Here is a 12,444-nt window from a genome sequence, read left to right as displayed (position 1 = left end):
GACATTGACTGGGTTCTCTATATATTACTAGTATTTTCTGACTCATTTCTAGTCTTTAAAGTGTTGTTTAACAACTAATGATAAGGACTTTTATTCCTCTCTAACAATTATGTATAAACGTTAATAAAATAAATGATTTACTAATATAGGGGTGGTCGCGTTTGATTCAACGATAATACTTTCACTTCATTCAGTTCTAGTGAAATTGATCAAACTAGCTTCATCATATTTTTAGATTCGCACTCAAAAAAGTAAATATAAAGAAATCGGACTTAAAAACATTTCTGTTCATAAGTCCGATATCTTATTCAATAAAAAAGCGCGCACCCCATCATAAGTTTGTTGAGTTCACGCTTTAAATCTTTATTTAGTTGATGGGGTACTCTGAGCTAGACAATATTTGTATGTGGCAAACATTATCGTTGCACTCATTTGCTTTATATAAAAGTAGTTAGTGTATTTATATAAATTCTTATACTAATTCGATAATTACTGATTCAGCACCGTCACCGCGACGAGGGCCTTGTTTAAGGATACGAGTGTAACCACCTTGACGTTCTGTGTAACGCTCTGCGATTTCACCAAATAATTTTTGAAGTGCAGTTTGTGTAGTTTCATCTTCGTTTAAGATTTCAACATTACGTAAAGTTTTAGCTGCATTACGACGAGAAGCTAAATCTCCTTTTTTACCTAAAGTGATTAATTTCTCAACAACACTGCGAACTTCTTTTGCACGAGCTTCTGTAGTTTCAATACGTTCACTAATAATAAGTGATGTAGCTAAGTCACGTAACATAGCTTTACGTTGATCAGAAGTACGACCTAATTTTCTGTAACCCATGAGTTAACCTCCTTTATCAATCTTCTTTTCTTAATCCTAATCCTAAATCTTCTAATTTGTATTTAACTTCTTCTAAAGATTTACGACCTAAATTACGCACTTTCATCATGTCAGCTTCAGATTTGTCAGCTAACTCTTGAACAGAATTGATTCCTGCGCGTTTTAAGCAGTTATATGAACGTACAGATAAGTCTAATTCTTCAATAGACATTTCTAATACTTTTTCTTTTTGATCTTCTTCTTTTTCAATCATGATTTCAGCGTTTTGCGCTTCATCAGTAAGACCAACGAAGATATTCAAGTGTTCAGTCATTATTTTTGCTGCTAATGAAACTGATTCTTGTGGTGTGATTGAACCATTAGTCCAAACATCCAATGTTAATTTATCAAAATCACTGCTTTGACCTACACGTGTATTTTCAACAGTATAGTTCACACGTTCAACAGGTGAATACAATGAATCAACAGGGATTACACCAATTGGTAAATCACTAGTATTATTTTGTTCTGCTAATGCGTAACCTCTACCCTTGTTAGCAACTAGACGAATTTTTAAGTGACCACCTTTAGATACTGTTGCAATTTTAAGCTCTGGGTTTAAAATTTCAACATCACTATCATGTGTAATGTCGCTTGCTGTTACTTCGCCTTCATCACGTACATCAATTTCTAAAGTTTTATCTTCTTCAGAGTAAATTTTCAATGCTAATTGTTTAATGTTCATAATAATTGTAGAAACATCTTCAACTACATTGTCTACTGCTGAGAATTCATGTAAAACTCCCTCAATTTCAATATACTTAACGGCTGCACCTGGTAATGAAGATAGTAGGATACGACGTAAGGAGTTTCCTAGTGTAGTACCGTAGCCACGTTCTAGTGGTTCAACAACGAACTTACCGAATTTAGCATCTTCACTAATTTCAATTGTCTCAATTCTAGGTTTTTCGATTTCTATCATTTAAATATCCTCCTTATATACGTCGACTTAATTTAAAATGTTTGCTCAGTGACCTGTAACAATACCATCATAAATTATACACGACGACGTTTTGGTGGACGACAACCGTTATGAGGTACTGGAGTAACGTCTCTGATCGCAGTTACTTCTAAACCTGCAGATTGTAATGCACGAATAGCTGATTCACGACCTGGACCAGGTCCTTTAACTGTTACTTCAACTGTTTTTAAACCATGCTCCATAGCTGATTTAGATGCAGTTTCAGAAGCCATTTGTGCTGCAAATGGTGTTGATTTTTTAGATCCTTTGAATCCTAATGCACCAGCTGATGACCATGATAAAGCATTACCGAACTCATCAGTGATAGTTACAATAGTGTTGTTGAATGTTGAACGGATGTGTGCTACACCATTTTCAATATTCTTTTTCACTCTACGTTTACGAGATACTTGTTTACGTGCCATTTAAAATTTGCCTCCTTTACCTATTATTTTTTCTTGTTAGCTACCGTTTTAACTGGTCCTTTACGAGTACGCGCGTTGTTTTTCGTTTTTTGACCACGAACTGGTAAACCACGACGGTGACGGATACCACGGTATGATGAAATTTCCATTAAACGTTTGATATTTAAGTTAGTTTCACGACGTAAGTCACCTTCGACTTTATAACCGTCTACAACTTCACGGATGCGACCTAATTCGTCATCAGTTAAATCTTTCACACGAGTATCAGCTGATACGTTAGCTTCTTCAAGAATTTTTTGAGCAGTTGACGTACCGATACCGTATATATAAGTTAATGAGATAACTACGCGTTTTTCACGTGGAATATCTACTCCTGCAATACGTGCCATATTAATTTACACCTCTCTTTTATTAACCTTGTCTTTGTTTGTGTTTTGGATTTTCACAAATTACCATTACTTTACCTTTACGTTTAATGACTTTACATTTTTCGCAAATAGGTTTTACTGATGGTCTTACTTTCATTTTTATACCTCCCTATATTATGGAGTGACGATTATTTATAACGATAAGTAATTCTTCCGCGTGTTAAATCGTACGGAGACATCTCAACAGTTACTTTGTCGCCAGGTAGAATACGAATGTAATTCATTCTGATTTTACCACTTACGTGAGCTAAAATCTCATGACCATTTTCTAATTCTACTTTAAACATTGCGTTCGGTAAAGTATCTAATACAGTACCTTCTAATTCAATTACATCTTGTTTAGCCATTGATTAACTTCCCCCTTTTTGCAATAGTAAGGTAATCGTCAATAGACAACTTTATTGTTACGAATCTATCAGTGATTAATTTTATAAGTTAAACAAAAATTACGGGAATTAATTATCGTTAATTGCCACTCTCATCTATCTAATATGATTAAATCATGCCTCACTTAAAATAGACCGCTAAAAGTTGATCTATTACAAATGATCTAAAATATCAATGACATCTTTGGTAACGTCGCTAATATCTTTTGAACCATCAATATTTTTCAATACACCTTTTTGATCATAGAAATCTAAAATAGGCTTAGATTGTTTAATATTAACACTCAAACGATTAGCTACCGTTTCAGGATTATCATCTTCTCGTTGATACAATTTACCACCATCGATATCACAAATACCTTCGACCTTCGGAGGATTAAATACAAGATGATACGTTGTACCACATGACTCACAGATTCGACGACCTGTAAGACGGTTCATTAATTCTTCTTCCGGAACTTCGATATTGATGACAGCATCAATGTTTCTGTCAAGCTCAGACATAATATTATTTAATGCCTCAGCTTGCTCGATTGTTCTTGGGAAGCCATCTAATAAAAAGCCTTTTTTTGCATCGTCTTCAGAAATTCTTTCCTTAACGATACCTACAGTCACTTCATCAGGAACTAATTCGCCACGGTCCATATAAGACTTAGCTTCTTTACCTAATTCAGTTTCTTCTTTTATAGCTTTTCTGAACATGTCACCAGTTGAAATGTGGGGTATTGGGAATTTCTTGACAATTTCACTTGCTTGAGTTCCTTTACCTGCGCCAGGTAAACCCATCAAAATGATATTCATAAGTGCCCTCCTAAAATTATCTACCACCAAAGCCTTTATATTCTTTTTGAGATACTTGTGCTTCTAAAGATTTCATTGTTTCAATCGCTACACCAATAACGATAAGTAAACTTGTACCACCAATCTGAATTGATTGTGGTAATCCCATAAACTTAGTTGCTAATATCGGTAGAATTGAAATAACGGCTAAGAAGATAGAACCTACAAAAGTTAAACGATATAAAACTTTAGTAATATATTTTTTGGTTTGTTCACCAGGTCTAATACCTGGAACATAGCTACCTTGTTTCTTAAGGTTATCAGCCATTTTTTCCGGATTAACTTGTACAAATGCATAGAAGTATGTGAATAGTATAATTAGTACAATATATACAACCATACCAACATTACTTGAAGGATTTGCAGCATTCGCAATGTTTTGTGCCCATTCTTTATCTGGATAGAACAACGTTAATGTTCTAGGCAGTAAGAAGAACGCCATTGCAAAGATTACAGGAATAACACCGGCTGAGTTCACTTTTAAAGGTAGATAAGTTGCCTGTGAACCTAATCTTTGAGCAGTTTGTTTCTTAGCATATTGAATCGGAATTTTACGAACGGCTTCAAGTACATAAATAGCACCTACTGTTAATAGTATCAGTGACACTAAAAGTCCTAATACTTTCAACCATGCTAATGATGTATCTTCTTGCCCAACGAACGCAGTTTGTCCAAATTGAATTAGACTGGCTGGCAACGTTGATAAAATACCCGCAAATATGATAATAGAAATACCATTACCAACACCGAACTGAGTGATTTGATCACCAAGCCATATTAAGAAAGCAGTTCCTGCTGTCAAAACTAGTGCTATTAATAAATAACTCATAATTGACTGATTGATAATCAGCGCACCTTTGAGATAATTATTAAATTGGAATGCCATACCTATAGATTGGATAAATGCTAAAGAAATTGCTAAATAACGAGTAACGTTATTTAACTTTCTTCTACCTACTTCACCTTGTTTTGCCCATTCTGAGAATTTAGGGACAATATCCATTTGTAATAATTGCATTACGATTGATGCAGTGATGTAGGGTACAATACCCATTGCAAAAATAGAAAATCGTTTCAAGGCTCCGCCACCAAAAGTATTTAATAACTCAGTGGCACCTTGAGAACCTTGGGGATTATCAAAAGCTGCAGGATTTACTCCTGGAGCTGGTATATAAGTCCCTATTTTAAAAATTACTAACATTGCTAGTGTGAAGAAAATCTTGTTACGAACCTCTTTTGTTCTAAAGAAGTTCACAAGGGTTTGAATCATTAGATCACCTCGTGTGCTCCACCTTTAGCATCAATAGCTTCTGCTGCTGAAGCTGAGAATTTATGAGCTTTCACTGTCAATTTCTTATCAAGTGAACCATTACCTAGTATTTTGATACCAGATTTTTCATTCTTAACAACACCAGATTCTACTAATAAAGCTGGAGTTACTTCAGTACCATCTTCAAATTTATTAAGTTGGTCTAAGTTAACAATAGCATATTCTTTACGATTTATGTTAGTAAAACCACGTTTTGGTAAACGACGGAATAATGGTAATTGACCACCTTCAAATCCTGGTCTTACACCACCGCCTGAACGAGCTTTTTGACCTTTGTGTCCGCGACCACTTGTTTTACCATTACCTGTCGCAACACCACGTCCAACACGATTGCGTTCTTTACGTGAACCTTCTGCCGGTTTTAACTCATGTAATTTCATTTCGGCACCTCCTTGATTATTTTTCTTCTACTGTTACTAAGTGCTTAACTTTGTTGATTTGCCCACGAATAGCAGGGTTATCTTCAACAACTACTGAACTGTTAGTCTTTTTAAGACCTAAAGCTTCAACAGTTTTACGTTGTGTTTCAGGACGACCAATAACACTACGAGTGAGGGTAATTTGTAATTTAGCCATAACTAGTTTTCCCTCCTTAATTGTATAATTCTTCTACTGTTTTGCCACGTAATTTCGCAACATCTTCAGCATTTTTAAGGTTTTGTAAACCATCGATTGTAGCACGAACCATGTTGATTGGTGTGTTTGATCCTAATGATTTACTTAAGATATCAGTGATACCTGCTAATTCAAGTACGGCACGAACAGGACCACCAGCGATAACTCCTGTACCAGGTGCAGCCGGTTTCATAAATACGCTTCCTGAACCGTAACGGCCAGTAATTGTGTGTGGAGTTGTACCTTCAACACGTGGAACAACTACTAAATCTTTTTTAGCTGCTTCAACAGCTTTTTTGATTGCTTCTGGTACCTCTTGAGCTTTACCAGTACCGAAACCTACACGACCATTTTTGTCTCCAACTACAACTAATGCAGTGAAACGGAAACGACGACCACCTTTTACAACTTTTGCTACACGGTTGATTGTAACAACGCGTTCTTCAAATTCTTTCGTCTCTTCTTCTCTACGAGCCATGTATTTGTCCCTCCTTTAAATTAAAATTCTAATCCGCTTTCTCTTGCTGCTTCAGCTAATGCTTTAACACGTCCGTGATATAAATATCCTCCACGGTCAAATACGATTTCTTTAATGCCTTTGTCAGCAGCTTTTTTAGCAATTGCTTCACCGACTTTAGTTGCTAATTCAACTTTAGTTGCTGTAGTAGCAATGTCGCTGTCTTTTGAAGAAGCTTGAGCTAATGTTACGCCTTTATTATCATCAATAATTTGAGCGTAGATATGCTTGTTTGAACGATATACGTTTAAACGTGGCTTTTCAGCTGTACCTGATAAGTTAGTACGAACACGAGCATGTCTTTTTAAACGCACTTTATTTTTATCAATTTTACTGATCATTTCAATACTCCTTTCTTTAGAGTTTATCTATTATTTACCAGTTTTACCTTCTTTACGGCGAACGTATTCACCTTGGTAACGAATACCTTTACCTTTGTAAGGCTCTGGAGGTCTTACTGAACGGATGTTAGATGCTAATGCTCCAACTTGTTCTTTTGAAATACCTTCAACTTTAACGACTGTGTTTTTCTCAACTGAGAAAGTAATGTTTTCTTCAGCTTTAATTTCTACTGGGTGAGAATAACCAACGTTAAGGATTAAGTCTTTACCTTGCATTTGAGCACGGTAACCTACACCAACAAGTTCAAGTACTTTTACGTATCCTTGAGAAACACCTTGTACCATATTGTTTAATAAAGCACGAGTTGTACCATGGTTTGTTCTATCTTCTTTAGAATCAGATGGTCTTACAACTTCAATTGTGTTTTCTTCTTGTTTGAATGTCATTCTTTCATTTAAAGTTCTTGATAATTCACCTTTAGGACCTTTAACAGTTACATGATTTCCATCAAAAGTTACTGTTACGTCACTAGGGATGTCAATAATTTTCTTACCAACACGACTCATGTTATGGCACCTCCTTATTTTTTATTACCAAACGTATGCGATAATTTCTCCACCAACATTACGTTTTCTTGCTTCTTTGTCAGTGATTACACCTTCAGAAGTTGATACTAATGCAATACCTAAACCATTTAATACTTTAGGCATTTCGCTAGCTTTTGCATAAACACGTAAACCTGGTTTTGAAATACGTTTTAATCCTGTGATAACACGCTCATCGTTTTGACCATATTTTAAGAATAAACGAAGTACACCTTGTTTATCATCTTCTACGTATTCAACATTTTTAATGAAACCTTCACTCTTTAAGATTTCAGCAATTTCTTTTTTAATATTTGATGCAGGTAATTCTAACTTCTCGTGACGCACCATGTTTGCGTTTCTTACACGAGTAAGCATATCTGCGATTGGATCTGTCATTGTCATTGATTGTTGCCTCCTTTCAGACTCTTTTTTATTACCAGCTAGCTTTACGAACGCCAGGGATTTGGCCTTTGTAAGCTAATTCACGGAAACAAATACGGCATAATTTAAATTTACGATATACAGAATGTGGACGGCCACAACGTTCACAACGAGTGTATTCACGAACTGCATATTTTTGTTTTTTTTGTTGCTTAGCAACCATTGAAGTTTTAGCCACTTAATTAGCCTCCTTTAAATAATTATTTACGGAATGGCATACCGAAGTTAGCTAACAATTCACGAGCTTCTTCATCAGTGTTAGCAGTCGTTACGATAACAATATCCATTCCTCTAACTTTACTTACTTTATCATAGTCGATTTCTGGGAAAATTAATTGTTCTTTAACACCTAAAGTGTAGTTACCGCGTCCGTCAAATGCTTTTTTAGAAACACCTTGGAAGTCACGTACACGTGGTAATGATACTGAAATTAATTTGTCTAAGAATTCATACATTCTTTCACCGCGAAGTGTTACTTTCGCACCGATTGGCATACCTTCACGTAAACGGAAAGTCGCGATTGATTTTTTAGCTTTAGTTACTAATGGTTTTTGACCAGTGATCAATTCTAATTCTTCAACAGCATTGTCTAATACTTTAGAATTTTGTACTGCGTCACCTACACCCATGTTCACAACGATTTTATCTATTTTTGGTACTTCCATTACTGAACTATAATTGAATTTTTTCATTAAGTTTTCAGTAACTTCAGTGTTAAACTTTTCTTTTAAACGGTTCAAAGTGGGATCCTCCTTTCAACTTGTTATTAATTATTAGATTTAATTTCTTCGCCAGATTTTTTAGCGATACGAACTTTTTTACCATCAACAAATTTGTAACCTACACGAGTTGGTTCGTTTGTTTTAGGGTCCAATAATTGTACATTAGAAACATGGATTGCTGCCTCTGTTTCTAAGATTCCACCTTCAGGATTTAATTGAGTTGGTTTTTGGTGTTTTTTCATAATGTTAACACCTTCCACAACGACACGGTCTTTTTTAGGTAGAGTAGCAATTACTTTACCTTCTTTACCTTTGTCTTTACCTGCGATAACTTTAACGTTGTCACCTTTTTTGATATGCATGTGGGCACCTCCTTATTTGTATTGGTTGTTATTAATTAAAGTACTTCTGGTGCTAATGATACGATTTTCATGAAGTTACCTTCACGTAATTCACGAGCAACAGGTCCGAAGATACGAGTACCACGTGGGCCTTTGTCATCACGGATGATAACACATGCATTTTCATCAAATTTGATGTATGAACCGTCATTACGACGAACACCTGACTTAGTACGTACGATTACAGCTTTGACAACGTCACCTTTTTTAACAACGCCACCTGGTGTTGCATTTTTAACAGTACATACGATAACATCGCCGATGTTTGCTGTTTTACGACCAGATCCACCTAATACTTTGATTGTAAGAACTTCACGAGCACCAGAGTTGTCTGCTACTTTCAAGCGTGTTTCTTGTTGGATCATTAGTTAAACCTCCCTTATCTCTAAACTTGTATTAAATAATTACTGACTCTTCAACAATCTCTACTAAACGAAAACGTTTTGTTGCTGATAAAGGACGAGTTTCTTGAATTTTAACAATGTCTCCTAATTTAGCTGAATTGTTTTCATCATGAGTTTTGTATTTTTTAGAGTATTTTACTCGTTTACCGTATAATTTGTGTGTTTTGTAAGTTTCAACAAGTACTGTAATAGTCTTGTCCATTTTGTCTGAAACAACTTTACCTACATAAACTTTACGATCGTTTCTTTCGCTCACTTTTGTAACCTCCTCTTACTTAATTATTGATTAGCCTTACTTTGTTCAATTTCTCTTTCACGAGCAACAGTTTTTAGACGTGCAATCGTTTTTCTTACTGTACGAATACGTGCAGTTTCTTCTAATTGACCTGTAGCTAACTGAAAGCGTAGGTTAAAAAGCTCTTCTTTTGAAGATTTGATTTGTTCTTCGATTTCTGAAGTGGTTAAGTCTCTAATTTCCTTAGCTTTCATTTGTTTCACCACCCAATTCCTCACGTTTTACAAACTTAGTTTTTACTGGAAGTTTGTGACTTGCTAAACGTAGTGCTTCACGCGCAACTTCTTCAGAAACGCCAGCAACTTCGAATAAAATTCTACCTGGTTTAACAACTGCGATCCAGCCTTCAACCGCACCTTTACCAGCACCCATACGTACTTCTAAAGGTTTTTTAGTATATGGTGTATGTGGGAAGATTTTAATCCAAACTTTCCCGCCACGTTTCATGTAACGTGTCATTGCTATACGAGCAGATTCGATTTGACGAGATGTGATCCAAGACGTTGTTGTAGCTTGTAAACCAAACTCACCAAATGTTACGTAGTTACCGCCTTTAGAACGACCAGTTGTTTTAGGACGATGTTGACGACGATATTTTACACGTTTTGGTAGTAACATTATTATTTTCCTCCTCCACTAGTGTTCTTAGTAGGAAGAACTTCTCCACGATAGATCCATACTTTAACGCCTAATTTACCGTAAGTAGTGTCAGCTTCAGCGTGTGCATAATCGATGTCAGCACGTAACGTATGAAGTGGAACAGTTCCTTCTGAATATTGTTCAGCACGAGCGATGTCAGCTCCGCCTAAACGACCAGATACTTGAGTTTTGATACCTTTAGCACCAAGTTTCATAGCTCTAGTGATTGCTTGTTTTTGTACACGACGGAATGAAGCACGGTTTTCTAATTGACGTGCGATGTTTTCAGCTACTAAACGAGCGTCAAGATCAACTTTTTTGATTTCAATTACGTTGATGTGTACTTTTTTATCAGTTAACGCATTTAATTTGTTGCGTAATTTTTCGATTTCTGAACCGCCTTTACCAATTACCATACCAGGTTTACCAGTATGAATTGCAATGTTGATACGGTTTGCAGCACGTTCAATCTCTACGTGAGAAACTGATGCTTCTTTTAATTCATTATCAATAAATTTACGGATTTTTAAATCTTCGTGTAAAAGTGAAGCGAAGTCTTTTTCAGCATACCATTTAGCTTCCCAATCACGGATAATACCAACACGAAGTCCGATTGGATTAATTTTTTGACCCACAGTATTCCCTCCTTAAAAGTTAATTAAGCTTCTTTAGCTTCTTCTTTACCGTCACTTACGACGATTGTAATGTGGCTTGTACGTTTGTTAATCGCACTTGCACGACCTTGCGCACGTGGACGGAAACGTTTTAATGTTGGTCCTTCGTTAGCATATGCTTCTTTAACTACTAATTCATCTGTGTTCATGTCATAGTTATGTTCAGCATTAGCTAAAGCGGACATTAATACTTTTTCAATTACTGGTGATGAAGCTTTGTTTGTTAATTTTAAAATTGCAATAGCTTCAGCAGCATTTTTACCTCTGATTAAGTCAAGAACTAGTCTTACTTTACGAGGTGCGATTCTTATTGTTCTAGCAACCGCTTTTGCTTCCATTAGGATGTCCTCCTCTACTTAATAGATATTATCTTCTTGTTTTCTTGTCGTCTGCAACGTGTCCTTTGAATGTACGAGTAGGAGCAAACTCACCTAATTTATGACCTACCATATCTTCAGTTACATATACAGGTACGTGTTTACGTCCGTCGTATACTGCAAAAGTATGTCCGATGAAATTAGGGAAAATTGTAGAACGACGTGACCATGTTTTGATTACTTGTTTCTTTTCGCTTCCTTCTTGAGCTTCAACTTTTTTCATTAAATGCTCATCGACGAAAGGTCCTTTTTTAATACTACGAGCCATTTGGGCGCCTCCCTTCTTATTATGTGCGTGCAGCTTTAAGCCGCACACCCAAATAAGTTGATTATATTATTTTTTCTTACGTCCACGAACGATAAGTTTGTCTGATGATTTTTTACCACGACGAGTTTTCTTACCAAGCGTAGGTTTACCCCATGGTGACATTGGAGATGGTCTACCGATAGGAGCACGACCTTCACCACCACCGTGTGGGTGATCGTTAGGGTTCATTACAGAACCACGAACTGTTGGACGGATACCTTTCCATCTTGAACGTCCGGCTTTACCAACGTTAACTAATTCGTGTTGTAGGTTACCAACTTGACCGATTGTAGCACGGCAAGTAGATAAGATCATACGAACTTCACCAGATCTTAATCTGATTAATACGTATTTACCTTCTTTACCAAGTACTTGAGCACTTGCACCAGCTGAACGAGCGATTTGTCCACCTTTACCAGGTTTAAGCTCGATGTTGTGTACTACTGTACCAACTGGAATGTTTTGTAATGGTAATGCGTTACCAACTTTGATGTCAGCTTCAGCACCACTTTCAACGATTTGACCTACTTCTAATCCTTTAGGAGCAATGATATATCGTTTTTCACCGTCTGCATATACAACTAAAGCGATGTTTGCTGAGCGGTTTGGATCATATTGAATAGAATCAACTTTTGCATTGATACCATCTTTGTTACGTTTGAAATCGATAACACGGTATTGACGTTTGTGTCCACCACCATGGTGTCTTACAGTCAATTTACCTTGGTTGTTACGTCCCGCTTTTTTCGGTAGCGGTTTTAATAATGACTTTTCAGGTGTAGTTTTCGTGATTTCTGCGAAATCTAACGAAGTCATATTACGACGACCATTTGTTATTGGCTTATACTTTTTAATAGCCATTGTCGCTTACCT

At 36.2% G+C, this 12,444-nt stretch carries 25 protein-coding genes; all 25 read right to left on the bottom strand.

What is annotated here, in order from left to right; all coding sequences use genetic code 11:
- Nucleotides 1-472 precede the first annotated feature (472 nt).
- A complete protein-coding gene (gene rplQ, locus JQN76_RS06270; RefSeq protein WP_000542274.1) occupies nt 473-841 on the bottom strand; it encodes a 50S ribosomal protein L17 in 369 nt (122 codons plus the stop codon).
- A gap of 16 nt (nt 842-857) precedes the next feature.
- Nucleotides 858-1,802: a DNA-directed RNA polymerase subunit alpha gene (locus tag JQN76_RS06265; RefSeq protein WP_000569649.1), complete on the bottom strand. Its 945-nt coding sequence runs from the start codon at nt 1,800-1,802 to the stop codon at nt 858-860.
- A 74-nt stretch (nt 1,803-1,876) separates the two neighbouring features.
- The gene (gene rpsK / locus JQN76_RS06260) at nt 1,877-2,266 is read right to left on the bottom strand and encodes a 30S ribosomal protein S11 (protein WP_000101625.1); all 390 of its coding nucleotides are present in this window, start codon (nt 2,264-2,266) and stop codon (nt 1,877-1,879) included.
- Between the two features lie 23 nt (nt 2,267-2,289).
- A complete protein-coding gene (rpsM, locus tag JQN76_RS06255; protein ID WP_000090796.1) occupies nt 2,290-2,655 on the bottom strand; it encodes a 30S ribosomal protein S13 in 366 nt (121 codons plus the stop codon).
- A gap of 22 nt (nt 2,656-2,677) precedes the next feature.
- Nucleotides 2,678-2,791 (bottom strand): 50S ribosomal protein L36, encoded by a 114-nt coding sequence (rpmJ, locus tag JQN76_RS06250; protein WP_000868342.1) that lies wholly within the window; start codon nt 2,789-2,791, stop codon nt 2,678-2,680.
- A gap of 31 nt (nt 2,792-2,822) precedes the next feature.
- Nucleotides 2,823-3,041, bottom strand: coding sequence for a translation initiation factor IF-1 (gene infA / locus JQN76_RS06245; protein WP_001118443.1), 219 nt, complete (start codon nt 3,039-3,041; stop codon nt 2,823-2,825).
- A 192-nt stretch (nt 3,042-3,233) separates the two neighbouring features.
- Complete coding sequence (locus JQN76_RS06240; protein ID WP_001021468.1) at nt 3,234-3,881, bottom strand: adenylate kinase; 648 nt, start codon at nt 3,879-3,881, stop codon at nt 3,234-3,236.
- A 16-nt stretch (nt 3,882-3,897) separates the two neighbouring features.
- Nucleotides 3,898-5,190, bottom strand: coding sequence for a preprotein translocase subunit SecY (gene secY / locus JQN76_RS06235; protein WP_000616784.1), 1,293 nt, complete (start codon nt 5,188-5,190; stop codon nt 3,898-3,900).
- Nucleotides 5,190-5,630: a 50S ribosomal protein L15 gene (gene rplO / locus JQN76_RS06230; protein WP_000766074.1), complete on the bottom strand. Its 441-nt coding sequence runs from the start codon at nt 5,628-5,630 to the stop codon at nt 5,190-5,192. The genes secY and rplO overlap by 1 nt, the downstream gene beginning before the upstream one ends.
- 16 nt (nt 5,631-5,646) lie before the next feature.
- On the bottom strand, nt 5,647-5,826 hold the full coding sequence (rpmD, locus tag JQN76_RS06225; RefSeq protein ID WP_001096577.1) for a 50S ribosomal protein L30: 180 nt from the start codon (nt 5,824-5,826) through the stop codon (nt 5,647-5,649).
- 16 nt (nt 5,827-5,842) lie between these two features.
- Complete coding sequence (gene rpsE, locus JQN76_RS06220; protein WP_000113851.1) at nt 5,843-6,343, bottom strand: 30S ribosomal protein S5; 501 nt, start codon at nt 6,341-6,343, stop codon at nt 5,843-5,845.
- A gap of 20 nt (nt 6,344-6,363) precedes the next feature.
- Nucleotides 6,364-6,723 carry a 50S ribosomal protein L18 gene (gene rplR, locus JQN76_RS06215; protein ID WP_000623881.1) on the bottom strand — a complete coding sequence of 120 codons (360 nt, stop codon included), beginning with the start codon at nt 6,721-6,723 and terminating at the stop codon, nt 6,364-6,366.
- Nucleotides 6,724-6,753: 30 nt separating this feature from the next.
- Nucleotides 6,754-7,290, bottom strand: a complete 537-nt coding sequence (gene rplF, locus JQN76_RS06210; protein WP_000091975.1) for a 50S ribosomal protein L6 — start codon at nt 7,288-7,290, stop codon at nt 6,754-6,756.
- A gap of 24 nt (nt 7,291-7,314) precedes the next feature.
- Entirely contained in the window at nt 7,315-7,713 is a 399-nt protein-coding gene (gene rpsH, locus JQN76_RS06205; protein ID WP_000178881.1) for a 30S ribosomal protein S8, read from the bottom strand.
- Between the two features lie 31 nt (nt 7,714-7,744).
- Complete coding sequence (locus JQN76_RS06200; protein ID WP_001140799.1) at nt 7,745-7,930, bottom strand: type Z 30S ribosomal protein S14; 186 nt, start codon at nt 7,928-7,930, stop codon at nt 7,745-7,747.
- Nucleotides 7,931-7,952: 22 nt separating this feature from the next.
- Complete coding sequence (gene rplE / locus JQN76_RS06195) at nt 7,953-8,492, bottom strand: 50S ribosomal protein L5 (RefSeq protein ID WP_001080824.1); 540 nt, start codon at nt 8,490-8,492, stop codon at nt 7,953-7,955.
- Between the two features lie 26 nt (nt 8,493-8,518).
- Complete coding sequence (rplX, locus tag JQN76_RS06190) at nt 8,519-8,836, bottom strand: 50S ribosomal protein L24 (RefSeq protein ID WP_000547687.1); 318 nt, start codon at nt 8,834-8,836, stop codon at nt 8,519-8,521.
- Between the two features lie 35 nt (nt 8,837-8,871).
- Nucleotides 8,872-9,240, bottom strand: a complete 369-nt coding sequence (gene rplN / locus JQN76_RS06185; RefSeq protein WP_000615921.1) for a 50S ribosomal protein L14 — start codon at nt 9,238-9,240, stop codon at nt 8,872-8,874.
- Nucleotides 9,241-9,271: 31 nt separating this feature from the next.
- Nucleotides 9,272-9,535: a 30S ribosomal protein S17 gene (gene rpsQ / locus JQN76_RS06180; protein WP_000004086.1), complete on the bottom strand. Its 264-nt coding sequence runs from the start codon at nt 9,533-9,535 to the stop codon at nt 9,272-9,274.
- Nucleotides 9,536-9,558: 23 nt separating this feature from the next.
- Nucleotides 9,559-9,768, bottom strand: a complete 210-nt coding sequence (gene rpmC / locus JQN76_RS06175; protein WP_000644737.1) for a 50S ribosomal protein L29 — start codon at nt 9,766-9,768, stop codon at nt 9,559-9,561.
- Nucleotides 9,758-10,192 (bottom strand): 50S ribosomal protein L16, encoded by a 435-nt coding sequence (gene rplP, locus JQN76_RS06170; protein ID WP_000926310.1) that lies wholly within the window; start codon nt 10,190-10,192, stop codon nt 9,758-9,760. Before rplP ends, rpmC begins: the two co-directional genes overlap by 11 nt.
- 2 nt (nt 10,193-10,194) lie before the next feature.
- Nucleotides 10,195-10,848 carry a 30S ribosomal protein S3 gene (rpsC, locus tag JQN76_RS06165; protein ID WP_000529877.1) on the bottom strand — a complete coding sequence of 218 codons (654 nt, stop codon included), beginning with the start codon at nt 10,846-10,848 and terminating at the stop codon, nt 10,195-10,197.
- Nucleotides 10,849-10,871: 23 nt separating this feature from the next.
- Nucleotides 10,872-11,225, bottom strand: coding sequence for a 50S ribosomal protein L22 (gene rplV / locus JQN76_RS06160; RefSeq protein WP_000387527.1), 354 nt, complete (start codon nt 11,223-11,225; stop codon nt 10,872-10,874).
- Nucleotides 11,226-11,253: 28 nt separating this feature from the next.
- Nucleotides 11,254-11,532, bottom strand: coding sequence for a 30S ribosomal protein S19 (gene rpsS, locus JQN76_RS06155; protein WP_000124353.1), 279 nt, complete (start codon nt 11,530-11,532; stop codon nt 11,254-11,256).
- Nucleotides 11,533-11,598: 66 nt separating this feature from the next.
- Entirely contained in the window at nt 11,599-12,432 is an 834-nt protein-coding gene (gene rplB, locus JQN76_RS06150) for a 50S ribosomal protein L2 (protein WP_000985472.1), read from the bottom strand.
- Nucleotides 12,433-12,444 lie beyond the last annotated feature (12 nt).

This window comes from Staphylococcus sp. SM3655 (assembly GCF_016917315.1).
Classification (GTDB): domain Bacteria; phylum Bacillota; class Bacilli; order Staphylococcales; family Staphylococcaceae; genus Staphylococcus; species Staphylococcus aureus.
The sequence above is the reverse complement of the archived record's forward strand: the minus strand, read 5'-3'. Positions and strand labels throughout refer to the sequence as shown.

What these genes read in the sequence shown, in the direction of transcription:
- JQN76_RS06265 (WP_000569649.1), bottom strand. Translation starts at nt 1,802, where the DNA reads ATGATAGAAATCGAAAAACCTAGAATTGAGACAATTGAAATTAGTGAA.
- rpsM (WP_000090796.1), bottom strand. Translation starts at nt 2,655, where the DNA reads ATGGCACGTATTGCAGGAGTAGATATTCCACGTGAAAAACGCGTAGTT.
- rpsE (WP_000113851.1), bottom strand. Translation starts at nt 6,343, where the DNA reads ATGGCTCGTAGAGAAGAAGAGACGAAAGAATTTGAAGAACGCGTTGTT.
- rpsH (WP_000178881.1), bottom strand. Translation starts at nt 7,713, where the DNA reads ATGACAATGACAGATCCAATCGCAGATATGCTTACTCGTGTAAGAAAC.
- rpsS (WP_000124353.1), bottom strand. Translation starts at nt 11,532, where the DNA reads ATGGCTCGTAGTATTAAAAAAGGACCTTTCGTCGATGAGCATTTAATG.
- infA (WP_001118443.1), bottom strand. Translation starts at nt 3,041, where the DNA reads ATGGCTAAACAAGATGTAATTGAATTAGAAGGTACTGTATTAGATACT.
- rplO (WP_000766074.1), bottom strand. Translation starts at nt 5,630, where the DNA reads ATGAAATTACATGAGTTAAAACCGGCAGAAGGTTCACGTAAAGAACGC.
- rplP (WP_000926310.1), bottom strand. Translation starts at nt 10,192, where the DNA reads ATGTTACTACCAAAACGTGTAAAATATCGTCGTCAACATCGTCCTAAA.
- rplR (WP_000623881.1), bottom strand. Translation starts at nt 6,723, where the DNA reads ATGATCAGTAAAATTGATAAAAATAAAGTGCGTTTAAAAAGACATGCT.
- rplX (WP_000547687.1), bottom strand. Translation starts at nt 8,836, where the DNA reads ATGCATATCAAAAAAGGTGACAACGTTAAAGTTATCGCAGGTAAAGAC.
- rpsK (WP_000101625.1), bottom strand. Translation starts at nt 2,266, where the DNA reads ATGGCACGTAAACAAGTATCTCGTAAACGTAGAGTGAAAAAGAATATT.
- JQN76_RS06240 (WP_001021468.1), bottom strand. Translation starts at nt 3,881, where the DNA reads ATGAATATCATTTTGATGGGTTTACCTGGCGCAGGTAAAGGAACTCAA.
- rpmJ (WP_000868342.1), bottom strand. Translation starts at nt 2,791, where the DNA reads ATGAAAGTAAGACCATCAGTAAAACCTATTTGCGAAAAATGTAAAGTC.
- rplB (WP_000985472.1), bottom strand. Translation starts at nt 12,432, where the DNA reads ATGGCTATTAAAAAGTATAAGCCAATAACAAATGGTCGTCGTAATATG.
- rplV (WP_000387527.1), bottom strand. Translation starts at nt 11,225, where the DNA reads ATGGAAGCAAAAGCGGTTGCTAGAACAATAAGAATCGCACCTCGTAAA.
- rplQ (WP_000542274.1), bottom strand. Translation starts at nt 841, where the DNA reads ATGGGTTACAGAAAATTAGGTCGTACTTCTGATCAACGTAAAGCTATG.
- rpmC (WP_000644737.1), bottom strand. Translation starts at nt 9,768, where the DNA reads ATGAAAGCTAAGGAAATTAGAGACTTAACCACTTCAGAAATCGAAGAA.
- rplF (WP_000091975.1), bottom strand. Translation starts at nt 7,290, where the DNA reads ATGAGTCGTGTTGGTAAGAAAATTATTGACATCCCTAGTGACGTAACA.
- rpmD (WP_001096577.1), bottom strand. Translation starts at nt 5,826, where the DNA reads ATGGCTAAATTACAAATTACCCTCACTCGTAGTGTTATTGGTCGTCCT.
- secY (WP_000616784.1), bottom strand. Translation starts at nt 5,190, where the DNA reads ATGATTCAAACCCTTGTGAACTTCTTTAGAACAAAAGAGGTTCGTAAC.
- rplN (WP_000615921.1), bottom strand. Translation starts at nt 9,240, where the DNA reads ATGATCCAACAAGAAACACGCTTGAAAGTAGCAGACAACTCTGGTGCT.